Source organism: Cohaesibacter marisflavi (assembly GCF_963665895.2).
GTDB classification, from domain to species: domain Bacteria; phylum Pseudomonadota; class Alphaproteobacteria; order Rhizobiales; family Cohaesibacteraceae; genus Cohaesibacter; species Cohaesibacter marisflavi.
In genome coordinates this window covers 571947-594837 of record NZ_OY762534.1, presented here as the reverse complement: position 1 = coordinate 594837, position 22891 = coordinate 571947, and the positions used below count along the sequence as shown (strand labels likewise).

General features: G+C 54.5%; 20 protein-coding genes. 10 read left to right on the top strand and 10 right to left on the bottom strand.

The window, feature by feature from the left end; translation table 11 throughout:
• The first annotated feature begins 222 nt into the window (after positions 1–222).
• From topA to rpmG, 4 genes are all read left to right on the top strand, one after another.
• Positions 223–2895, top strand: coding sequence for a type I DNA topoisomerase (gene topA, locus ACKPCT_RS03980; RefSeq protein WP_319568457.1), 2673 nt, complete (start codon positions 223–225; stop codon positions 2893–2895).
• Positions 2896–3036: 141 nt separating this feature from the next.
• Positions 3037–5352 (top strand): ribonuclease R, encoded by a 2316-nt coding sequence (gene rnr, locus ACKPCT_RS03975; RefSeq protein WP_319569378.1) that lies wholly within the window; start codon positions 3037–3039, stop codon positions 5350–5352.
• A 34-nt stretch (positions 5353–5386) separates the two neighbouring features.
• The gene (locus ACKPCT_RS03970) at positions 5387–6151 is read left to right on the top strand and encodes an NUDIX hydrolase (protein ID WP_319568456.1); all 765 of its coding nucleotides are present in this window, start codon (positions 5387–5389) and stop codon (positions 6149–6151) included.
• 279 nt (positions 6152–6430) lie between these two features.
• Positions 6431–6598, top strand: coding sequence for a 50S ribosomal protein L33 (gene rpmG, locus ACKPCT_RS03965; RefSeq protein ID WP_090071899.1), 168 nt, complete (start codon positions 6431–6433; stop codon positions 6596–6598).
• 872 nt (positions 6599–7470) lie between these two features.
• Here the strand turns inward: rpmG and ACKPCT_RS03960 are convergent.
• Both ACKPCT_RS03960 and ACKPCT_RS03955 read right to left on the bottom strand, forming a co-directional pair.
• Complete coding sequence (locus tag ACKPCT_RS03960) at positions 7471–8856, bottom strand: PleD family two-component system response regulator (RefSeq protein ID WP_319568455.1); 1386 nt, start codon at positions 8854–8856, stop codon at positions 7471–7473.
• A 17-nt stretch (positions 8857–8873) separates the two neighbouring features.
• Positions 8874–9245 (bottom strand): response regulator, encoded by a 372-nt coding sequence (locus tag ACKPCT_RS03955; protein ID WP_090071903.1) that lies wholly within the window; start codon positions 9243–9245, stop codon positions 8874–8876.
• A gap of 136 nt (positions 9246–9381) precedes the next feature.
• Between ACKPCT_RS03955 and ACKPCT_RS03950 the strand changes: the two genes are divergently transcribed.
• From ACKPCT_RS03950 to ACKPCT_RS03930, 5 genes are all read left to right on the top strand, one after another.
• Positions 9382–9687 carry a DUF3572 domain-containing protein gene (locus ACKPCT_RS03950; protein WP_090071905.1) on the top strand — a complete coding sequence of 102 codons (306 nt, stop codon included), beginning with the start codon at positions 9382–9384 and terminating at the stop codon, positions 9685–9687.
• Between the two features lie 29 nt (positions 9688–9716).
• Positions 9717–11075, top strand: a complete 1359-nt coding sequence (locus ACKPCT_RS03945) for a DNA polymerase IV (protein WP_319568454.1) — start codon at positions 9717–9719, stop codon at positions 11073–11075.
• 215 nt (positions 11076–11290) lie between these two features.
• Positions 11291–11758: a RidA family protein gene (locus ACKPCT_RS03940; protein WP_090071907.1), complete on the top strand. Its 468-nt coding sequence runs from the start codon at positions 11291–11293 to the stop codon at positions 11756–11758.
• A gap of 173 nt (positions 11759–11931) precedes the next feature.
• Complete coding sequence (locus tag ACKPCT_RS03935) at positions 11932–13122, top strand: GNAT family N-acetyltransferase (protein WP_319568453.1); 1191 nt, start codon at positions 11932–11934, stop codon at positions 13120–13122.
• 62 nt (positions 13123–13184) lie between these two features.
• A complete protein-coding gene (locus tag ACKPCT_RS03930; protein ID WP_319513159.1) occupies positions 13185–13619 on the top strand; it encodes an HIT family protein in 435 nt (144 codons plus the stop codon).
• 51 nt (positions 13620–13670) lie between these two features.
• Here the strand turns inward: ACKPCT_RS03930 and ACKPCT_RS03925 are convergent, their stop codons facing one another.
• The 7 genes from ACKPCT_RS03925 to clpS all read right to left on the bottom strand — a co-directional run bounded on the left by ACKPCT_RS03925 (position 13671) and on the right by clpS (position 20222).
• A complete protein-coding gene (locus ACKPCT_RS03925; protein ID WP_319568452.1) occupies positions 13671–14039 on the bottom strand; it encodes an AzlD domain-containing protein in 369 nt (122 codons plus the stop codon).
• Entirely contained in the window at positions 14036–14854 is an 819-nt protein-coding gene (locus tag ACKPCT_RS03920) for an AzlC family ABC transporter permease (protein WP_090071915.1), read from the bottom strand. The genes ACKPCT_RS03925 and ACKPCT_RS03920 overlap by 4 nt, the downstream gene beginning before the upstream one ends.
• A gap of 59 nt (positions 14855–14913) precedes the next feature.
• A complete protein-coding gene (locus ACKPCT_RS03915) occupies positions 14914–16335 on the bottom strand; it encodes a TrkH family potassium uptake protein (RefSeq protein ID WP_319568451.1) in 1422 nt (473 codons plus the stop codon).
• A gap of 207 nt (positions 16336–16542) precedes the next feature.
• Entirely contained in the window at positions 16543–16938 is a 396-nt protein-coding gene (locus tag ACKPCT_RS03910) for a YybH family protein (RefSeq protein ID WP_319568450.1), read from the bottom strand.
• Between the two features lie 214 nt (positions 16939–17152).
• Positions 17153–17398 (bottom strand): hypothetical protein, encoded by a 246-nt coding sequence (locus tag ACKPCT_RS03905; RefSeq protein WP_319513164.1) that lies wholly within the window; start codon positions 17396–17398, stop codon positions 17153–17155.
• A gap of 40 nt (positions 17399–17438) precedes the next feature.
• Entirely contained in the window at positions 17439–19886 is a 2448-nt protein-coding gene (gene clpA / locus ACKPCT_RS03900) for an ATP-dependent Clp protease ATP-binding subunit ClpA (RefSeq protein ID WP_319568449.1), read from the bottom strand.
• Positions 19887–19895: 9 nt separating this feature from the next.
• A complete protein-coding gene (clpS, locus tag ACKPCT_RS03895) occupies positions 19896–20222 on the bottom strand; it encodes an ATP-dependent Clp protease adapter ClpS (RefSeq protein ID WP_090071924.1) in 327 nt (108 codons plus the stop codon).
• A gap of 464 nt (positions 20223–20686) precedes the next feature.
• Between clpS and ACKPCT_RS03890 the strand changes: the two genes are divergently transcribed.
• Positions 20687–22174 carry a serine hydrolase gene (locus ACKPCT_RS03890; protein WP_319568448.1) on the top strand — a complete coding sequence of 496 codons (1488 nt, stop codon included), beginning with the start codon at positions 20687–20689 and terminating at the stop codon, positions 22172–22174.
• Between the two features lie 21 nt (positions 22175–22195).
• Here ACKPCT_RS03890 and ACKPCT_RS03885 read toward each other — a convergent pair whose 3' ends face one another.
• Positions 22196–22891, bottom strand: a complete 696-nt coding sequence (locus tag ACKPCT_RS03885; protein WP_319568447.1) for a molecular chaperone DnaJ — start codon at positions 22889–22891, stop codon at positions 22196–22198.

Here is a 22891-nt window from a genome sequence, read left to right as displayed (position 1 = left end):
ACAACCGCACCATATACCAATGGTTGTATTTTCACAATATGCTTGCATGTGAGCAAGAGAAATTATATCCGCTTTAGACAGCCGCCGCACTTGACGGGAAAGGTCGAAGCAGTCATGTGACTAGCATTGACAATAGAAGAATCAGAACCAAATGCTAGCTACCGGCTCCATCTTGCCAGTCGCTTGATGGACCAAAACGCTAATGGACAGTACGGATTTCAAATGGACGTCGTAATCGTAGAATCGCCAGCCAAAGCCAAAACGATCAATAAGTATTTAGGCAAGAACTACAAGGTCTTGGCTTCTTACGGGCATGTTCGCGACCTCCCCTCCAAAGACGGCTCCGTGCTGCCGGACGACGATTTTTCCATGACGTGGGAAGCGGATGCGAAATCGAAGAAACGCCTCTCCGAAATCGCCGAAGCAGTGAAGAATTCCGACCGTCTCATTCTCGCAACTGACCCTGATAGAGAGGGCGAAGCGATCTCGTGGCATGTGTTGGAGGTGTTGAAAAAGCGTCGCGGCGTGTTGAAGGATCAGCCGGTCCAGCGTGTTGTTTTTAACGCCATTACAAAAGAATCCATTCTCTATGCCATGGATCATCCGCGTGATATCGATACGCCTCTGGTTGACGCCTATCTGGCGCGCCGGGCGCTTGACTATCTGGTAGGCTTCACCCTGTCTCCGGTGCTTTGGCGCAAATTGCCTGGTGCCCGTTCTGCGGGCCGCGTACAATCCGTTGCCCTGCGCCTTGTCTGCCAGCGCGAAGAAGAAATCGAAGCCTTCATCCCGCAGGAATACTGGTCGATCCTGGCTGATCTGCAAACCGGTGCCGGTGCCGATTTCCAGGCGCGCATCACGGCAGTTGATGGCGAGAAGAAAACCCGCCTCGATATCAAGACCGAAGCTGAAGCCGCTGATATCAAGCAGTTGGTCGAGCAGGCCAGCCTCAAGGTTCGCTCGGTTGAGGCCAAACCTGTGCGCCGCAATCCGTTCGCGCCTTTCACGACATCGACCCTTCAGCAGGAAGCCTCGCGCAAACTCGGATTTGCCGCAGCCCGCACCATGCAGATTGCCCAACGGCTCTATGAAGGCGTCTCTCTAGGCGGAGAAACGACCGGCCTCATTACCTATATGCGTACTGACGGCGTCGAAATCGCTCCAGAAGCAATCACGCCAATCCGTGGCATGATCGAGCGGGAATATGGCAAGAGCTATCTGCCGGACAAGCCGCGCCACTATACGGTGAAGGCCAAGAACGCGCAGGAGGCCCACGAGGCCATCCGCCCGACCGACATCACCCGCCATCCAAAAGAAATGGCGCCGTATCTCGATGAAGAACAGCTCAAGCTATACACGCTGATCTGGCGCCGCACACTGGCCAGCCAGATGGAGTCGGCCCGTCTTGAGCGTACCACGGTCGACATCACCGCAATCAACGGCTCTCGCAACGCCGAGCTGCGCGCCACCGGTCAGGTGGTTCGCTTCGATGGCTTCCTGACCCTCTATACCGAATCCAAAGATGACGACGATGATGATGACGGCAACCGTCTGCCACCGATGAACGAAGGCGAAGCCGTCAAGCAAAAAGCGGTGACCGCCAGCCAGCACCACACCGAACCTCCCCCGCGCTACACCGAGGCCACCCTCATCAAGCGCATGGAAGAATTGGGCATCGGTCGCCCGTCCACCTACACTGCGACCCTTTCCGTTCTGCGCGATCGTGGCTATGTGGTGCTCGACAAGAAGCGCCTGATCCCCGAATCCAAAGGTCGTCTGGTCACCGGCTTCCTTTCAAACTTCTTCGAACGCTACGTGCAGTATGACTTCACGGCCGATCTGGAAGAAAAGCTCGACCGTATCTCCGCTGGCGAGTTGGAATGGAAGGATGTACTGCGCGACTTCTGGAAGGAATTCTCCTCCCATGTCGATGGCACCAAGGAGCTGCGCGTCAGTCAGGTTCTGGATACACTCAACGAAGTGCTGGCCTCCTATGCCTTCCCGCCGCGCGAAGATGGCAAGGACCCTCGCGCCTGCCCATCCTGCGACGATGGCCGCCTCAGCCTGAAAACAAGTCGCTATGGCGCTTTTGTCGGCTGTTCCAACTATCCTGAATGTGGCTATACCCGCCAGCTGTCAGCCGATGGAGATGGCGACGCCCAGCAAGTGGGCGAAAATGGCACCAAGATGCTCGGCTCCGACCCGGAAACGGGACAGGATGTAACCCTGCGCTCCGGCCGCTTTGGCCCCTATGTCCAGTTAGGCGAAGAGAAAAAGCCGCCGCGCTCTTCCATTCCGAAGGGCTGGGATATCGAGACAATCGATCTGGAAAAGGCCCTCAAACTTCTCTCTCTGCCACGTGAGGTGGGCGAGCATCCTGAAGATGGCAAGATGATCACCGCGGGCCTTGGCCGTTATGGTCCGTTCGTGCTGCATGATGGCACCTACGCCAACCTGCCAAGCGTGGAAGACATCTTCTCTGTCGGCCTCAACCATGCGGTAAGCCTGCTGGCTGAGAAGCGCGCCAATGGCGGCCGTCGCCGCACTGCGCAGTCGCTCAAGGAACTGGGCGAACATCCAGATGCAGGTGGCGCCATCACCGTAAAATCCGGTCGCTACGGCCCCTATGTCAACCATGGCAAGATCAATGCGACCCTGCCAAAAGACATGAAGCCGGAAGATGTGACCCTTGAGCAGGCGCTCGAGCTGATTGCCGCCAAGGCAGGAAAGAGCCCTGCCAAGAAAACGGCAGCGAAAAAGACCACCGCCAAGAAAACGACGGCCAAGAAAACAACGACGAAAAAGGCTGCTACCAAAAAGACGACAGCCAAAAAGTCGACCGCGAAAAAGAAAACAGAAGCCGAAGACAAGGCAGAAGCTGTCGATGAAGAATAAGGACAGCTGACCATTCGGCCAAACCGTGCCTATACTGCTCGTAGACATTCGCATGCACGTTCCATCGCGCATCGCGAACGCACGACCATATCGCCCATGATGAGAAGGACCGCCTAAGTGATACGCAAACGCAGACCCACAATGGAGGACGGCCTTCCCTCGAAAGACGAAATCCTCGCCTTCATCGCTGAAAATCCCGGAAAAGCAGGCAAGCGCGAAATCGCGCGCGCCTTCGGCATATCCGGCGGTGCCCGCATCGGGCTCAAACGCATCCTGAAGGAATTGACCGAAGACGGTCATATCGAGAAGAGCCGCAAGCGCCTTGTCAAATCCGGAGAGTTGCCGGCGGTTGGCGTCTATCGTGTCAGCGAGCGTGACCCTCAGGGCGACCTGATCGGTGTTCCCGTCAAATGGGAAGGCAGCGACGAAAACGCGACCCCACCTCGCCTCTTGATCGAACCGGACAAGAAGTCCAAGGCCGTGCCCGGCATCGGCGATCGTGTTTTGGCCAAGCTGATCGAGAGAGACCTCGAACAATTCGAGCTCCCCGGCATCCGTCAGGCTGTACGCGTTATCAAGATTTTGCCCAAACGCGAGGATTCCATCCTCGGCATCTACCGTCGCGACCCGATCAACGGTGGCGGGCGACTTGTGCCCATCGACAAGAAAACGCAAGAACTCTCCATCGATGATGCCTCCAAGGGCGACGCTTCTGAAGGCGATCTGGTGGCTGTGTCCATCACCCGCTCCGGCCGTTCCAAGACGCCGCGCGCCCATGTGCGCGAAGTGATCGGCCCCATGGCCTCCGAGCAGGCCGTCAGCATGATCGCCATCCACGCCTTGGGCATTCCCTATATCTTCCCCGATGCTGTGCTGACAGAAGCCGAACGCGCCACCCAACCTGACCTCAAGGGGCGGGAAGACTGGCGCGACGTGCCGCTCATCACCATCGACCCGGCAGACGCCAAGGACCATGACGACGCCATCTATGCCGAACCTGACGACGATCCGGCCAACGAAGGCGGCGTGATCGCCTATGTGGCCATCGCGGATGTTGCCTATCATGTGCGCATGGGGGGCAATATTGATCGCGAGGCCATCAAACGCGGCAACTCAGTTTATTTCCCGGATCGTGTCGTGCCCATGCTGCCCGAGCGGATATCAAACGACCTGTGTTCGCTGAGAGAAGGCGAAGACCGCCCCTCTATGGCCGTGCGCATGGTGTTTGACAAAACAGGCAAGAAAAAGCGCCACAGCTTCCACCGCGTCATGATCCGTGTCGCCGCAGGCATCTCCTACAATCAGGCACAGAGCGCGATTGATGGCACTACGGATGAAGTGACGGGTCCGATCCTTGAATCGATCCTGAAGCCCCTCTGGGCCGGATATGAGGTATTGAAAACGGGCCGCGACGCCCGAGAGCCACTGGAACTGGATATTCCCGAGCGTAAATTGATGCTCAAGCCTGACGGCACAATTGACCGGGTTGTCATTCCGCCCCGTCTGGATGCGCACAAGCTGGTGGAAGAATTCATGATTCAGGCCAACGTGGCTGCAGCGGAAACGCTGGAGAAGCACAAGCAGGGTCTGATCTACCGTATCCATGACAATCCTTCACCGGAAAAGCTGGAAGGCCTGAGAGAATTCCTCCAATCGATGGATCTCAACTTCCCCAAGGGCGGCAATCTGCGCCCTTCCATGTTCAACGCGATCCTCAGACGCACAGCGGAAACCGAGCAAGCCCCTCTGGTCAGCCAGGTCGTTCTGCGCTCGCAGGCGCAAGCAGAATATAATCCGGAGAATATCGGCCATTTCGGGCTCAATCTCCTGAAATACGCCCATTTCACCTCACCGATCCGTCGCTATGCCGACCTTGTTGTGCATCGCGCCCTGATCGCCGCCTTGAAACTAGGCGACGACGGCCTGCCCGCAGGCTTTGACGGCAAGCTCGCCGATATCGCGGGGCATATTTCAACCACCGAACGCCGCGCCATGGCAGCTGAGCGAGACACAAAGGATCGGCTGATTGCCGCATTCCTGTCCGACAAGGTCGGTGCGCGCTTTACTGGCAAGATTTCCGGCGTCACCCGTGTTGGCCTATTTGTTCAGCTCTCCGATACCGGCGCCGATGGCTTTATTCCGGCCTCCACCTTGGGCTATGATTATTATCATTATGATGAGCCCAATCATCAGCTCATCGGTGAGGCAACGGGAGAAACTTTCCGCCTTGGCGATATTGTCGATGTAAAGCTCGTCGAAGCGGCCCCACTGGCAGGCGCTCTGCGCTTTGAAATGCTCACTGAAGGCCGCAGACATCCCAAGGGCAAGGCTCCGGGCCATTTGACCCGAAACAAAGGGCGTGGCAAAGGCTCCTTCGGCTCGAAAGGACGCAAGAAGCCGGGCACCACCCGCCCAAGAACCGTCAAGCCGAGGGTCAAGAAGGGACGCAAACGCTAAGAAGAGCCAAAAAGCCAGAGTACACGGTGAGATCATGATGAGACATATCAACAATATCGAAGTCCACCCGGACCTCACCGCCAATGCGCAACGGCTCTATGATGGCTCCTTGCCCAAAGTGCGCCCCAAGGATGCAGCCACCCTCATCATTCTCGATCATGACCACGGCACCCCGAAAATCCTGATGGGGCGCCGCCACATGCGTCATCGCTTCATGCCCGGCAAGTTCGTCTTTCCCGGCGGCCGTCTCGATGCCACAGACCGGTATGTACCCTGTGCCGACGATCTTCCTACAGGCGTGATGGAGAAGCTGCGCTGTGGGGCCAGAAACGGCTCCAGCGACAGGCGGATGCGAGGACTGGCGATCTGCGCCATTCGAGAAACCTATGAAGAAGCGGGACTGTTCATCGCAGCGCAAGCAGATCCATCAGGGCTGAAGGGAGAAGACTGGAGTGCTTTCAAAGATCGCTCGCTACTGCCCACGCTCTCTCCCTTGCGTTTCATTGGCCGGGCTATAACGCCACCGGGTAGAAGCCGCCGGTTCGATACGCGTTTCTTCGCCATAGATGCCCGTCACATAGCTGATCGCCTCAACGGAGGTACCGGCCCTTCGGGTGAGCTGGAAGACCTGCACTGGCTTACCATTGCCGATGCTCACGATCTGGATTTGCCACGCATCACCAAAGAGATTCTCCATGAGCTGGAAGAAAGGCTAAAGACCGATCCGGAGTTGGCGCCACAGAGCCCTACGCCCTTCTTTTTCATGCGGGGAAAATCCATGTTCCGCGCAGAAATTTGAACCACAGCCCAAACCCGAGAAATCGCAGATTACTGCCATTTCCCTCTCTTTCCTGTCGACAAGTGAGCCGGATTTCGGTAGTTTGGCGTCGATAATTCGATACGCGCTCTTGACAATAAGCCAACTTTGCGTAGTTTGGCGCTTCGAAACAGGTTTTTGCTGAGACGGTCTCTTTTCCGCTCAGCGCATCTTCGGCCCGGCAGCCAAGAGAACAGAATGCCCCGGTGGCATACGGTTTGAATGGCAGTTTGTCGCGGGCCCAAATGACGGAAAAGACTTATGGCTAAGGCAACAACAATTAAAATCCGTCTGGTCAGCACCGCTGACACGGGTTACTTTTACGTCACCAAGAAAAATTCCCGCACCATGACCGAAAAAATGGTCAAGCGGAAATACGATCCGGTGGCTAAGAAACATGTCGAGTTTAAAGAAGCCAAAATCAAGTAAGGCATCTTTCTACTGGTGACAGTTTAAAAAACCCGCTTGCCTCTGGCATGCGGGTTTTTTGTTGCTTACCTGGCAAGGTTGGGGCGTTCAACATCCCTCAATTTATTTCTGCACGCTCATCCGCTGCACATAATAAGTAAAACAGTGCCGATGCATGAAAGTGGCACCGCAAAAATACGTGCGCCCAATCCTGAATCAGGGGCAAATGTTGAGAATAAAGGGAGAATAAAGGATGGCCGGTCCAGTTGCAGACCACTTGAGGAGGCCACTCTTGCTGCTACTGAACCGACCAAAGCCCCACGGTCCCAGGAGATGCGGCGGACCTGGATGTCCGTAGGGGAAAATACGTATAAAACGGAAATGTGTGGACATAGCACAGCCTGCAGTCAAACTGCCAAGCTAACAAACGGCGTCCCCCACTCCGTTTTACATCTGATCCAAGCCTAACAAAAAAAGTGACAATTTCAACGAATTGTTTACCAAATTCGATAAAATCCTGTTGTTTGATAAAGAATTAAGGTAAATCCCCAAGGACTCTTGGCTCAATTTCCTGTCAGATTGCTCTTTAACACCATCTCAAAGGCTTCGATCTTTGTTTCTTGGCTCCTTGATCGAACCACTTGCAACAGATTCGCACCTCAAAAATGCGCCATCCCTTTGCAGTCTCTTGTCAATGGTGGAAACTCCGCAAGGAAAAACACTTGTGGGAGATACCTAAGCAATACCAATAAGCTAGAGGGGAGAGGACGCACAATTATTGCGTATAGCTTCCAGCGTATCCCTATCAAAAACGGATGGCTTCTTGGCGTTTCTAGCCCCGCCCCAAAGAAGCAATAGAGTAATAATCAAAAAGCCAATTATAATAAGTATATTTACGAAACTTCTTTGACTTGAGCGACAACGACACGATTGCGCCCTTCGTGCTTGGCCTGATAAAGCGCTTCGTCGGCCCTCTTCATCAGATCATCCTGAGCGTCTTCACCACGGCAGCTCGAAGCAAGACCGATGGACACAGTCACATCAATCATCTGCCGCCCCTTATGAATGATAAAGGGCTTCTCCGACACTTTCTTGCGAATGCGTTCGGCAACCACCATGGCCAGAGAATGATCGGTGTCCGGCATGATCACGACAAACTCTTCGCCTCCATAGCGGCAGACCAAATCGATACCACGGGTATTTTTGCGCATACGGCGGGAGAATTCCTCCAGCACTTCATCGCCAGCATCATGCCCATGGGTATCATTTACCGATTTGAAGAAGTCAATATCCATCAGCAGAACAGACAAGGGCCGCTCCTTCTCGCGTGCAGAAACGAGGAGAGATTTCATATGACTTGTCATGTAGCGGCGATTATAGAGTTTGGTCAGACCATCCATAATGGCCATTTCCATCGTATGCTGGATGGTATCCTGAAGCGCATCGGTATAGCGCTTGCGTAACACTTGCGTACGGAGACGAGCCAAAAGCTCGTTCCGCTCAACGGGATGACAAATATAGTCGTTCACGCCAAGTTCAAAGGCGCGCATGATCCGCGCCTCATCGCCCTCTTGAGCCAACAGCAATATTGGCGTCAGCCGACAGGCCTCAACAGAACGCAATTGCGCACACAGGCGCAGAGGATCGAATGTGTGCATATCCAGATTGATCATCACACAGTCGAATTCCTGATCCGTACAGCGCTTCAGAGCGGAAGTATAGTCATTCTCCAGAAACAGATCGAACTGCCCCAGCACCTGCTTGCGAATACGTTCCGAACTGGCCCGGGAATCATCGACAAGAAGGATCTGACCTCCCTCATGATGCATCAAACGCTTCATGATATCGCTGCTGTCAAAGCCCATCTGTTCGGTGGTATTGGCACGCGAGCGCAGCTCGTCCGTCATCGTTTTGACGCGCACCAGATTCTTGACCCGGGCAATGAGAGCCACCTCGTTGACCGGCTTGGTGAGGAAATCATCCGCTCCCACGCTCAATCCAGCCACGCGGTCGCTCGCCTGATCTAGCGCCGTCACCATGATCACAGGAATATGCACGGTCTGGGGATTGGCTTTGATCCTGCGGCAAACCTCGAACCCGTCCATGGCCGGCATCATCACATCCAGCAGAACGATATCGACCGTATTGCCGGACAGAATTTCCAATGCCTCGGCGCCACTATAGGCGCAAAGAACATCGAAATATTCCTTTGAAAGGCGTGCATCAAGCAGCTTGACGTTGGCGGGATTATCATCAACGACTAGAACGCGGGCAGACATTTGCTTACAACTCCGGTCTAAGCATCACCAGCGTAGGTGCGCACGGTCTCAATAAATTTTGCCACGGAAATAGGTTTGGAAAGATAAGCCTCGCATCCGCCTTGACGAATCCGCTCCTCATCTCCCTTCATCGCAAATGCGGTGACGGCCACCACGGGAATGGGCCGCAAATCATCGTCTTCCTTGAGCCACTTGGTGACTTCCAGACCAGAAACTTCGGGCAACTGGATATCCATCAGGATCAGATCCGGCATATGCTCTCTGGCGAGCTTAAGGGCATCAAGCCCATTGCGGGTGCCTACCGTCTCATACCCATAGGCTTCCAGCAGGTCGAGAAACAATTTCATGTTGAGTTCATTGTCTTCGACGATGAGAATCTTTTTGGCCATAATTCGTCCGCAGCTCGCATGTGATGCACAGACCTGACACCCCGATCAATCAGATCTGGGTTTCCGTATCAGATGCGTTATTATTTCGGTTATCGTATATACAGAATAAACCTTTCAAAAGGGCAAACACCATATCATGCAGAAAAAACAATCTGGCCTCAGCCTCGAGGCAGCGGAGACCGTGGGCATTCAGGCGCTGGGATTTTTGTCGAGCGATTCAGAGCTGTTAGGGCGCTTTTTGGCCTTGTCCGGGCTCGATGCAAATGGCATACGGGACGTCGCTTCGGAACCTTCATTCCTGGCCGCAGTACTCGACTTTCTGCTCTGTGACGATTCGCTCATATTGGCCTTCGCCAGCAACAGCGCCATCGCGCCGGAAGACGTGGTCTCCGCCAAGATGCGCCTTGATCCGATGAGCATGGCAAACACAGGCGCCCTCTAGCCCCTATCCACTTAATCTTGTTGGCTCACATGACACAGACCGCACATTTCCTTTGTCGAGATTGCCTTGAAGAAGGCGAAGGAACCCCGCGCCGATGCCCTCGTTGCGGCTCGCCTCGGCTCGTGCGTCATTCAGAGCTGCGTCAGCTGTCTATGGCGCATATCGATTGCGATTCCTTCTATGCATCCGTGGAGAAGAGAGACAATCCGGAGATCAGGGACAAACCGGTCATCATCGGCGGCGGCGAACGGGGTGTTGTCGCCACGGCTTGCTATATCGCGCGCATCCGTGGCGTCAAATCCGCCATGCCGATGTTCAAGGCCAGAAAACTTTGTCCTGAGGCGGTCATCATTCGGCCAAACATGAAGAAATACAGCGCTGTAGGCAAAGAAGTTCGCGCAGCGATGCAGGCGCTCACCCCTCTTGTTGAGCCTTTGTCCATCGACGAAGCCTTTCTGGATCTCTCAGGCACAGACCGATTGCATCATGCCTATCCGGCCATGACGTTGGCCCGCTTTGCCAAGGAGATTGAAACCGGCATAGGCATAACGGTGTCCGTTGGTCTCAGCCACAACAAATTCCTTGCCAAGATCGCATCTGATCTGGAGAAGCCACGCGGCTTTTCCATCATTGGCAAAGCGGAAACAAAAGAGTTCCTCAAGGATAAGCCGGTCTCCATGATCTGGGGCGTCGGTAAGGTTTCCCAACGCAATCTCGCTCAGGATGGCTACCACACCATCGGCCAGTTGCAGACAGCAGATGCCAGCAAATTGGCAAAGCGCTATGGCGCGCTCGGCTTGCGCCTTGCCAAGCTTTCCCAAGGCGAAGACACCCGCACGGTCAATCCCGAGTCTGAAACCAAGAGCATCAGCGCCGAAACGACCTTCAGCAAAGACCTTGCGAGCGCAGACGATCTTCTGCCCATCTTGAGGCGCCTGAGTGAAGACACCTCCACCCGCGCCAAGAAAGCAGATCTAGCTGGCCGCACCGTTACCCTGAAGCTCAAGGACAATCATTTCAAAAGCATCACCCGCAGCCGCTCCCTTTCTGACCCAACCCAGCTGACCGACAAGATTTTCAGTATCGGAAAAGACTTGTTGCTCAAGGAGCTTGCCAGCCGCAAAAGCGCTTATCGCCTTCTGGGAATCGGCATCAGCGAGCTGCACTCAAGCGAATTTGCAGATCCGCCCGATCTGGTCGATACACAAGCCAGCAAACGCGCCAGCGCCGAGAAAGCCATGGATCTGCTCAGCACCAAATTCGGAGGCAAGATGGTGGAACTGGGCCTGACGCTGAAGGGAAAACTCACGGAAGAGAAGAGCGGCGGAGCCCGCAAGAGCGACATCCATTCGGCCCAGAAGCCCGATAAAGACAGTGGCCTGGACTAGAAGCGCGCAATTTCCGCTTGGGTTCCCCTCATCACCATAAGAGAACGGTTTAAAAAATAGTCTGGAGAATGCGTGAAAATGCGTGTGCCAGACAAGCTTTTGCTTCCATTGCAGGCTTGCCTCCCCTAAATGTTGAACACCCTCTCGGCCAAAGGCAGCCAGACTGCCATCAGCGCCGAGACCAGAACAAAACAGACCTTTCTACGGAGTTTATAATGTCAGGTGCAATCGAAGCCAAACTTGCAGAACTCGGAATCACCCTTCCGGAAGCAGCGGCCCCTGCAGCAAACTATGTTCCTTATGTTAAAAGCGGCAACCAGCTTTTCATTTCCGGTCAGATCCCGCAGACCGCTGCTGGCGAAAAAGTCATCGGCAAGCTGGGTGACACCATGGAAACCGAAGCCGGCCAGGAAGCTGCCAAGCTTTGCGCCATCAGCCTGATTGCCCAGATGAAAGCCGCAACCGGCGATCTGGACAAGGTGGCCCGCGTGGTCAAGCTTGTTGGCTTTGTCAACTCCACCCTCGAATTCGGCGATCAGCCAGCCGTCATCAACGGAGCATCCAACTTCATGGTTGATGTCTTTGGCGACAAGGGCCGCCATGCCCGTTCAGCCGTTTCCGCAGCCTCCCTTCCGTTCGGTGTTGCCGTTGAAGTGGAAGCCATTGTCGAGCTGGAAGACTAATTTTTCGGGCGCATGCCTCAGCGATGACGGATAAGTCTGTCATCGCTTATTTAAGCCCACATCAGACGCCATTTATTCTATAAATATTTTTTAGCCCCTCGCCTTTTGAGGGTTACAATCTCGGTATAGTCTCTTAAATCTAAGTGATAGTTTGATTATTTTGAGAGAGGCCCATGGCTGAGACTATGTCTGACACATCCGATTACCAGCTCCATGTTGTTCATTCCATGCGAGAAATCGGAGAGGCGGCGTGGACAGCCTGTCTTGAGGACACACTCAGTCCCAGAAAATTAAACCCCTTTCTTTCCTTCGCCTTTCTGGATGCACTGGAGCGCTCAGGTTGCGCCTGTGAGGAAACCGGCTGGATGCCGCATCATCTGGTCCTCAGGGATGGAGAAGGCTCTGTGCTGGCCGCCCTGCCCCTCTATCTCAAATCCCATAGCCAAGGCGAATATGTTTTCGACCATGGCTGGGCTGATGCACTGGAGCGCGCAGGCGGGCAATATTATCCCAAGCTGCAAAGCGCCATTCCCTTTACGCCTGTCAACGCGCCCAAGATGCTGACCCGCAAGGGCGTCAACGAGGCAGTGGCCGCCGCAGCCATGGCCAGCGGCATGAAGCAGCTCTGCGAGCGCTATCCCATTTCCTCAGCTCATCTAACCTTTCTGCCAGAAGCGCAGAAAGATGAATTCGAGGCACAAGGTTTTCTCGTCCGACGTGACCAACAGTTTCATTGGATCAATGAAGATTACGAGAGCTTTGACGATTTCCTCGCCCAACTCTCATCGCGCAAACGCAAAAATATTCGCAAGGAACGCAAGACCGCCCATAGCCACGGCCTCACCATTAGCCCAAAGCACGGCGACGCCATAAGCGAAGAAGACTGGGACGCCTTTTTCGACTTTTACATGGACACCGGTTCGCGTAAATGGGGCCGCCCCTATCTCAACCGGGAATTCTTCTCCATGATCGCTGAGACCATGGCCGACAAGATCCTGCTGGTTCTGGCTTATGACGGCGATGTGGCTGTGGCGGGAGCGCTCAACTTCATTGGCGGCGATACGCTTTATGGCCGCTATTGGGGCACCATAGGCGACTATCCCTGCCTGCACTTCGAGCTTTGCTATCATCAAGCTATTGAATGGGCCATCGCACATAATCTCATGTGCGTGGAAGCGGGCGCTCAGGGCGAACACAAGATCGCCCGAGGCTATGTCCCCCAGACCACATGGTCGGCCCACTGGATAGACCATCCCGCCTTCCGGGAAGCCATCGAAGACTATTTGAACAGGGAGCGCCGCGCGGCCGAGGCCGAGCAGGAGTTCCTAACAACACTGACCCCTTTCAAGAAAGGGGACGGATAGCTTTCGCGCGTCAGCGCTGTTAGTCTCCACCAACACTTTTAACCAATCAATGGATTCGACTCATGAGCACGCCAGCCTATGACAATGACAATATTTTTGCGAAAATCCTGCGTGGCGAAATTCCAAGCCACAAAATCTACGAAGACGAGCTAACCATCGCGTTTCTCGATGTCATGCCCAAGTCTGACGGTCACGCGCTGGTGCTTCCGAAAAATCCGTCACGCAATATTTTCGACACCGCAGAAAGCGACCTCAATGCCGTGATTGCCACCACGCAGAAAATCGCCAATGCAGCGATGGCCGCTTTTGGTGCCGATGGTGTTACCGTGCAGCAGAATAACGAAGGCGCTGGTGGGCAGCTGGTGTTTCATCTGCATTTCCATGTGGTCCCACGCTATGAAGGCGTTGAATTGCGCCCGCAGACCGGTGAGATGGCAGACAACGACATCCTCGCAGGCCATGCAGACAAATACCGCAAGGCACTGGAAAGCCTCTGATAGACACCAGACGATTTCAGAAGATTTTATAGGGGCGCACCAGCGCCCCTTTTACGTCATGGGAACACCGAACAGAAACGTCAGACCAACCAGCGTCAACGAGCCCAGAAGCACCCCGATAAACAGATTGCGCATCAATCCGAAATAGAAGACCACGGCAACCGCCACCGCAACAAGCCGCATCCAGACGGGAATAAAGGTCAAGGCACCGGTCGGGAACAGAATAAGTCGCGTGATGACCCCGGCCACCAGAGCATTGGCGATCGCGCGGGCCAGCAAGATCCATTCGCTGTCGTCTCTCAATCGCCCGGCAAAGCCCACTCCCAGCCATCGCCACATATTCGTGGGCAACGAAGCCCCGAGCAAGACAAACAGATAAGGCCACCAGGACGCATCAAAGCTGTCAAACAGGATCGTCATGCGTGCTTTCTCCAGTAGTAACCAATGCCATAGGCGCCAAGGCCACCGACGAGCCCCGTCAGCACGAGCCCCATTTCAGGCACCACCAAAGCGAATAGAGGCCCAAGGATGAAGCCGAAGACCAGTGCCAGCTTGTCCGACAAAAGCCGAGCAGCACTTGGCAAGGTTAGAATGAAGTAAAGTGGCGTCATCAAAAACAGAGCCGCAGCAATTTCTGGCGGCACAGCCCCTGCAACCCCATGCCCAAGCGCAACGATACCAACGCTGAGCACGGCAAGAGACACCGCGAAGCCGCCAAAGAAGGGCGCCCGCCCATGAGGCGGCAGCACAGGCAACTCTTTCATGCCAAAAACCCAAGAGGTGATCGCCGTGAAATGGGCCAACACAATCAGCTTCCAAGTCGCAATGCCCTCACCTCTTAGCTCAGGCACGATGGAAACCACCATCGGCATCATGCGCACAGATGCAAGTGCGACAGCCACAAAGATGGCCAGCAGGCTTGATCCCGACAGGATGCCTCCGATCAGGATAACATTGCTGGGAATGGCCCATGTGACGATGGTCATGAACATGGACAGATAGACATCCACGCCGCTTTCATAGGTGAAGCTGCCAAAGCCCAGATAGGAAAAATAGAGCACGATCGCGGGCGTGGAAAGCAGATTGCGCATACCGCGCCGATACCAGTACCAACCGGATCGGCCTTCTTCGTCTGCAGCTGCAGACGGCGCATCAGTCATATTGTTTGAAATCATTCGGACCTTGGAGGAAGGAGACAGGAAGAGAATTGAGTCTGGCATAGACGCCCAAACCATTCAACCCGCCATGCAAGGCACGCATATTGAATTGCAGGAGAAAGCGGCAATCGGCTTCCCTACCAACGCCAGAAAGCAGGCATCAGGATGGTGAGCGCAGACAGGATTTCCAGACGCCCCAGAATCATCTCGATGCTCAACAGCCATTTGGCAATATCCGGCAGGCTGCTGAAATTGCCTGCAGGCCCGATAATCTCACCCAGTCCGGGGCCAACATTGGCCAGTGCCGTGGCTGACGCACTCATCGCTGTCACGAAATCAAGGCCACACAATTGCAGCACGATGGCAAACACCATGAAGGTGACGAAGAACAGGAATATGAAGCTCAGCGTGGATGCAGCCATTTCATCGTCCACCACCCTTGTTCCATAGCGCATGGGCACAATCCGGTTGGGGTGGATCAGCTTGGCCACGGCATTCTTGATGATGAGCCAGGCAATGACGAAACGGAACTGCTTGATGCCGCCCGCCGTCGAGCCCGAGCAGGCGCCAAAGAAGGTGAGAATGAGGAAGATGACAACAAACAGCGCGCCCCACTCCTGATAGTCACCCGCGCCATAGCCCGTGGTTGTCACAATGGAGATGACATCAAACAGCGAGATGGCGAAATCCTCGATAACGGGGCCTGGAGAGAGCCATTGCTTGGCAAAGAAAATGCCGATCGCCGCAATCAGAACACCCTTGAGATAAAACCCGATCTGCGGATCCCGCCCCCTGTCCGCCGAGAAGAAACGGATCATATAGAGAAAGGGCAAGCCGCCAAAAAACATGAACAGCGATCCGGCAAAATAGATCCCGACGCTATCAAAATGCGCCATGGAGCCATCCGAGGTGGAATATCCACCCGTTGAAAGCGTCGTCATGGCGTGGTTGACCGCCTCAAAGAAAGTCATGCCCAGAGCAAAATAGGCAAAGGCGCATGAAGCCGTCAGGAACATGTAGACAAAGGCAATCTTCACCGCGAACTCGCGGATGCGCGGATAGGGATTGTCGCTCTGCTCGGAGGATTCCAGGAAAAACAGTTTTTGCCCACCTGAGCCGAGCATGGGCAGAATGGTGATGCCGATAGCGACGATGCCCAAGCCACCGAGCCACTGCATCAGGGATCGCCAGAAGAGCAGCCCCGGCGCCATGGTATCAAGGCCGCTGAGCACGGTGGAGCCCGTCGTGGTAAAGCCGGAAGCGGATTCGAAATAGGCATCGGCATAGCTGATGCCAAGCGAGGAGAAATAGAGCGGTAACGCCGCAAACGCACTGAGCACGAACCAGCTGCCATTCACAAACAGAATCGAGCTGCGAATGGACCACTCCCCCTCCTGCCCACGCATGGCCAGAAAGAGCGCTACGCCAAATCCGATGGATATGGAGCCTCCGCCAAGAAAGGCGTGCCAGTCTGTGCTTTGGTATGCCAGATCGATAAGCGCGGGAAAAAACATCATCCCGCCCAATGCGGCAATCAATATCCCGAGTGCTGAAAGCACGGGGTCACCTCTTTATTGCGGACTCATCTGGACTGTTTATCCACCAAACGAACTCCGGGTCAAGCATAAGCATCGTGATTGCCGATCAAGACTATACAGCTTGCGGGCATAATGAAGCAGAGCTTACTCCGCATCGGCTCTCTTGCAAAGTGTTTGATAGACTTCACTCTTCCCGGCCTCATTCCATAGAGGTGCATCTGCCCGAGCTTATGCCTCGAGCAGATCCGTACCATAGGAATTATCAACCGTGCAGAGCCATTGGCCTTCTGACGACCGTTTGAAAACATAGCTTGCCCGACGCACAAGCGTCAGATCCCAGCCATCAGAATCAACCGTATCCAGAAAGGTCTTCATCACGACCAGCGCCGTGTCGCCCCCTTCAAACACTTCCATAGGGCCTTGCCTTACGGTGAGCTTGTGCTTGAAATGTTCGGCAATGGCGACAAAGGCTTTTCTGATCGCGTCCTTGCCTGTAACAGCCAGACCGGGTTTGACGACCAGCGTCGCATCCTCGGCATAGAAATCCATCAGGCTGTCGAAATCCTCAGCCGAGATCGCTTTATCGGCAGCCTCGATCACAGAGTGTAATGCTTGGGAAGTCATGTCCGTCTCCTTGAAAAATACCCACGAGACGGCACAAAAAAACCCGCCTCAGGCGGGTTCCGGTAAGTGATATGCACGTACGAAAGCCCACCATTCAAAGAATGGTGAGAATAATCGACTGATACTGGTGGCACATCTGTTTCATATCCAAGCATTTATCGCCAAATCATGCGCAATGCAAGCACCTATCGAGAAAGATGCGATGTTTGGCACATCATTCGCCACCAAAGAAATGCTGATAGAGCAAGGAAAGCGCCAGCAGAAAGCCCGCCGCGAGCGTCAGGATATTCTTGAGCAACTCAACGCCATCAGCCCGCCCCGTGGCCGGATCGATCAGGCTACCGAAGATGCCGTTGGGAAATGCCGCCCGCATGATTGCACTGGCGCTCATCAGGGAGACGAGCGCGAAGGCAAAGAATAGCAGCAAACTCCTGAGCCAACCGGGCATGTGAGGAAACATAATGAAAAAGCGCCAACGTTACCGCTGGCGCTCCTCTTTACTATTTCTTGTCGACCTTGGCTACGCTGGGCACCGAAGCCTTTTTCTTTGACGAAGTCCGGCGCGAGCCCTCCTTCGTCTCATCGGTGCTGGCAGCAGCCTTGGCTTCGCCCTTGCCATCGGCCTTCTTGCTCTTTGTGCTGTCAGCCTTGGGCTCATCCTCTTCGATCACGGACAGGAACAGCTTCTCCATATTGTCCAAATCGATATCAACCCGTACCGTGCCGCCTTTGGTCAATTTGCCAAACAGGATCTCTTCAGCCAGTGGCCGCTTGATATGTTCCTGAATGACACGGCCCAGCGGACGCGCGCCCATTTTCGGATCATAGCCCTTCTTGGCAAGCCATGCGGTGGCCGCATCGGTCAGCTCGAAGGTTACACCGCGATCTGCCAACTGGGCTTCCAGCTGCATGACGAACTTGCGCACGACCTGATGGATGACTTCCGTCGGCAGAGCCGCAAACGGAATGACAGCATCCAGACGGTTGCGGAATTCCGGCGTGAACAATTTGTTGATTGCTTCCTCGTCATCCCCGGAACGCTCGGACTGGGTGAAACCGATAGCCGGCTTGTCCATTTCCGCCGCTCCGGCGTTGGTCGTCATGACCAGAATGACGTTGCGGAAGTCCACCTGCTTGCCGTTATGGTCGGTCAGCTTACCGTGATCCATCACCTGCAGCAGAATGTTGTAAAGATCCGGATGGGCCTTCTCGATCTCGTCGAGCAGCAGCACACAATGCGGATGCTGATCAACGCCATCGGTCAGAAGACCGCCCTGATCAAAGCCGACATAGCCCGGAGGCGCACCGATCAGACGCGAAATGGTGTGCTTCTCCATATATTCCGACATGTCGAAGCGCAGCAGTTCCACACCCATCAGATCAGCCAGCTGACGCGTCACCTCGGTTTTACCAACCCCTGTCGGGCCAGAGAAGAGATAGCTACCAATCGGCTTTTCTGGCTCGCGCAATCCGGCACGAGCCAGCTTGATCTGGCTTGTCAGGGCATCAATGGCCTGATCCTGTCCATACACCATCCGCTTGAGGTTAACCTCAAGATTGGACAGGACTTCCCTGTCATCCTTGGAAACGGTTTTCGGCGGAATGCGTGCCATCGTGGCAACGGTGGCTTCCACTTCCTTGGCCGAAATGCTCTTGCGGCGACGTGAAACCGGCAACAACTGCTGCGCAGCACCCGTTTCATCGATCACATCAATCGCCTTATCCGGCAGTTTCCTGTCATGGATATAGCGGGCAGAAAGCTCCACCGCAGACTTGATGGCGTCATTGGTGAATTTCACGCTGTGATAATCCTCGAAATAAGGCTTCAGCCCTTTCAGAATATCAATAGCATCCGGCAGGGATGGTTCATTGACATCGATTTTCTGGAACCGACGCACCAGAGCACGATCCTTCTCGAAGAACTGGCGATATTCCTTATAGGTGGTCGAGCCCATGCAGCGCAAATTGCCCGCAGCCAGCGATGGCTTGAGCAGGTTGGACGCATCCATGGCCCCACCAGAGGTCGCGCCAGCACCGATCACCGTATGGATTTCGTCAATGAAGAGGATCGCCCCTTCATATTCCTCGATCTCCTTAATGACGCGTTTGAGACGCTCTTCAAAATCGCCCCGATAGCGGGTCCCTGCCAGCAGAGTGCCCATATCAAGCGAGAAGATGGTCGCCCCTTTGAGAACGTCAGGCACCTTGTCGTCAACAATGCGCTTGGCAAGCCCTTCCGCAATCGCGGTTTTGCCCACTCCGGGGTCACCGACAAAAAGCGGGTTGTTCTTGGAACGACGGCAGAGCACCTGAATGGTCCGATGGATCTCGGCATCACGCCCTATGAGAATATCGATTTTCCCGTCGCGCGCCTTTTCGTTCAGATTGACAGCATAGGCCTTGAGTGCTTCGGCCTTGTTACCGCCCTCTTCCTCGTCTTCCTCGAAATCGAAATCATCATCCATGTCATCGTCGGCACCGGTTGGCGGCACACCATCCGATATCCCCGGCGCCTTTGCGATGCCATGAGAAATATAATTGACCGCGTCATAGCGGGTCATGTCCTGATCATGCAGGAAGTAGGCTGCATGGCTTTCCCGTTCCGCAAAGATGGCAACCAGAACATTCGCTCCGGTCACTTCTTCGCGGCCCGAGGACTGCACATGAATGACAGCCCGCTGAATAACGCGCTGGAATCCTGCCGTTGGCTTGGAATCCTGCCCCTTGTCCACCACAAGATTGGAAAGCTCATTGTCGATATAATCGAGCAAATTCTTTTCCAACAGGTCCAAATCCACCCCACAGGCACGCATCACCGCCGCCGCGTCACTATCTTCAATCAACGCGAACAGCAGATGTTCAAGTGTAGCGAACTCCTGAAACCGCTCATTCGCGGTCATCAGAGCTTTGTGCAGGGCAGCTTCCAGACTGTTAGAAAATGATGGCACTTGGTATCCTCACTTTTTTTCCATGATGCATTGCAGCGGATGTTGGTGCTGATGGGCAAAGTCCATCACTTGGCTCACCTTGGTTTCCGCCACTTCATAGGTAAAGACGCCACACTCACCCACCCCGTGGTGGTGTACATGCAGCATAATACGGGTCGCATCTTCTCGGCCCTTGTTGAAAAACGCTTCTAAAACGTGAACAACAAACTCCATCGGCGTGAAGTCATCATTCAACAGAAGGACCCGATACATATTAGGACGCTTGGTCTTGGGTTTTGACTTTGTTGTCACCCCAAGGTCTTCATCTTCATCCAGGCGACGAATATCCTTACTCATTGCTTGAATTGTCTCCACAAATTCTCCCGACCGGATGCCGGGTTGGTCTTCTTGAGCATCTCAGGCTTTTCCCCAGCCCAAATCACAGGGCTTGGATGAGGCATTTTGAATCGAGACACTACAGGTATGAGTTTGACATACAAAAAACCCCAGATGCCACAAAATAATGTAAGCATGCTGTCCTCTCATTGTAAGGGTATATGCTTTCATAGCCAAACGGCGGCTAAAAATTAATTTCCGTTATATATTTCAATTAGTTGAACATTCTTAACATGCTAATACAAAATTAAAATTTTTCGCAAATTGCTTCTTGTTGCGCATTTTTTACCTTTTCCTAACCGAGTTTCCATACCCTTTTTAAAAAGGATGCGACAGGCTATACTCGCCTTCGAAGCGTCGCACTCGAAACAAAACCTCAAAGCGGAAAAATCCGTCAGTCATGACAAACATTCAAAGGACGTCAAGTGTTTAGAGTAGCGTTCAGAGCCACATGGCGTGCAAATCCTGTGCGCCCAGCCATTATGATCGCCGCAGCCATGGTCATGGCGATCGCCGCGCTGGCTTCCCCCCATTCCGCCCAGGCGGCCAACAGCAAATATGCCGGCTACGTCATCGATGTGAAAAGCGGCAAGGTTCTCTATTCAAACCATGCAAACTCCCCGCGTTATCCAGCTTCGCTTACGAAGATGATGACGCTGTATATGGCGTTTGAGCAGCTTGAAAAAGGAAAGATGTCGCTCAACAGCCGCCTCAAGGTTTCCAGACATGCCGCCGGTCAGGCCCCTTCCAAGCTGAACCTCAAACCCGGCAGCACCATCAAGATGAAGGATGCCATCCTCGCGCTCGTTACCAAATCAGCCAACGACGTGGCTGCCGTGATTGCCGAGAATATCGGCGGAACGGAATCCAAATTTGCGCGCATGATGACAGACAAGGCCCATTCCATTGGCATGAAGAACACGACCTTCAAAAACGCATCGGGTCTACCCAACAAATATCAGAAGACCACTGCAGCTGATATGGCCCTGCTCGGACGTGCCCTTCAGGATCGGTTCCCGACCTATTACAAATATTTCAACACGCGCGTGTTCCAATATGGCAAAGCCCGCTACGGCAACCACAACAAGCTGTTGGGCCGCGTCAAGGGCGTTGACGGCATCAAAACCGGCTATACCCGTGCCTCCGGCTTCAACCTTGTTACAAACGTCAAAACCGGTGACCGCCACATCGTGGCCGTGGTCATGGGCGGGCGGACAGGCGCAAGCCGTGACGCACTGATGCGCAAGCTGATCAAGCAATATCTACCAAAAGCCAAAACCGGCCGCCGTATGACAGCAATGGTCGGCGTTCCTGCCACACGTCGCTATATTGAATTGGCCGAAAGCATTCGTTTGCCAAAAGCCAAAACCCTGTCGCCAGCCCAGCCCATGCTCGTTGCATCTGCTGCGCCTCAACCGGCGCCTGTGAATTTGGTAATGGCTGATACGGCTCAGGTCTCCACTCTGCCACAGGCAAGTGCGGTGACCGGATCTACGCTGCGTCGCGCTATCGCCGATACAGCGCAATCCATGCCGAAACCGCGTCCTCGCCTGACAACTGCTGCCTTGGCCATTCCGCCCCTGCCGCGTCCGGCCAACGACCCAATCGGCGATCTGTCTACGCATGAAGCCCCGCTTCCAGAGGCAGCTCCAAGGAGCAGCGTTCCGACCGGCTGGCAGATCCAGCTCAGTGCAACACCTTCGCTTGAAGCAGCCAACGAGATTCTAGACAAGGCCAGAGCAAGCAATGGACGCATGCTGAACGGCCGCGTCAACCACACGGAAACAGTTCAAAAAGGAAATACCACCCTTTATCGAGCACGTTTTGCTGGATTCCCGAGCAAGTCTTCTGCACGAGATGCCTGTAAAACCCTGAAGAAACAAGAGTTTGCCTGTCTGGCACTGAATCCTTAAGAGTAATTGAGTAGTAGGAGATCAGTCATGTTTTCCGAGCAGAACGGACTTGGCAGCGTTGATCTTGGAAGCAAGAAAGGTGGAGCCCCCGTGGTCCGGGTGGAGCCGCTTCATGAGGCGCCGGTGCGCCTCAACAACTTCCACATCGCTGGCACCCGCCGCAAGCCCAAGCACCTGATAGGCTTCCTCCTTGGTCATGGGGCCAGAGTCCGTCGTGCTTCCTTCCCTCGCTGTAGGGTCAATATTGAAGCGTTCTCGCCAGTCGGGATGCCGGCCGTCAAGATACGCTTCAAGTAGATCGCGACTTTCCTTGTCGCCACCAACTTCTTGCCAGAGGCTGTTCAATTCAGCCTCTGTCAAGCTATCCAGCTCCCGCCCTTCGAACGAACCGGCCAATACCTGCCCGATGATGATGCCGGTATCGTGATCCAGCGTCATTTCCAACGCAGCCGTCCGCACAGTCGACCCTCTGCCGCTCTCCTTGTCGGCTCCGGCAAGATAAGATTTCTTCCTCAACAGCGACCAGGCAAACAGTGCCAGCGGCATAGCCACCACCCACTGCCTGCGAAACAGGAAGAAGGCAGCCAGGATCAGGAAGAACACGCCCCCCAGCTTGTAGACCAGCGACAACACGTCACCAGCAGGCGCATAGGCAGCCCAGCGCACCAACAGAACAATGCCGACGAAAAACAAAAATCCGGCCAGTAGATAAATCAT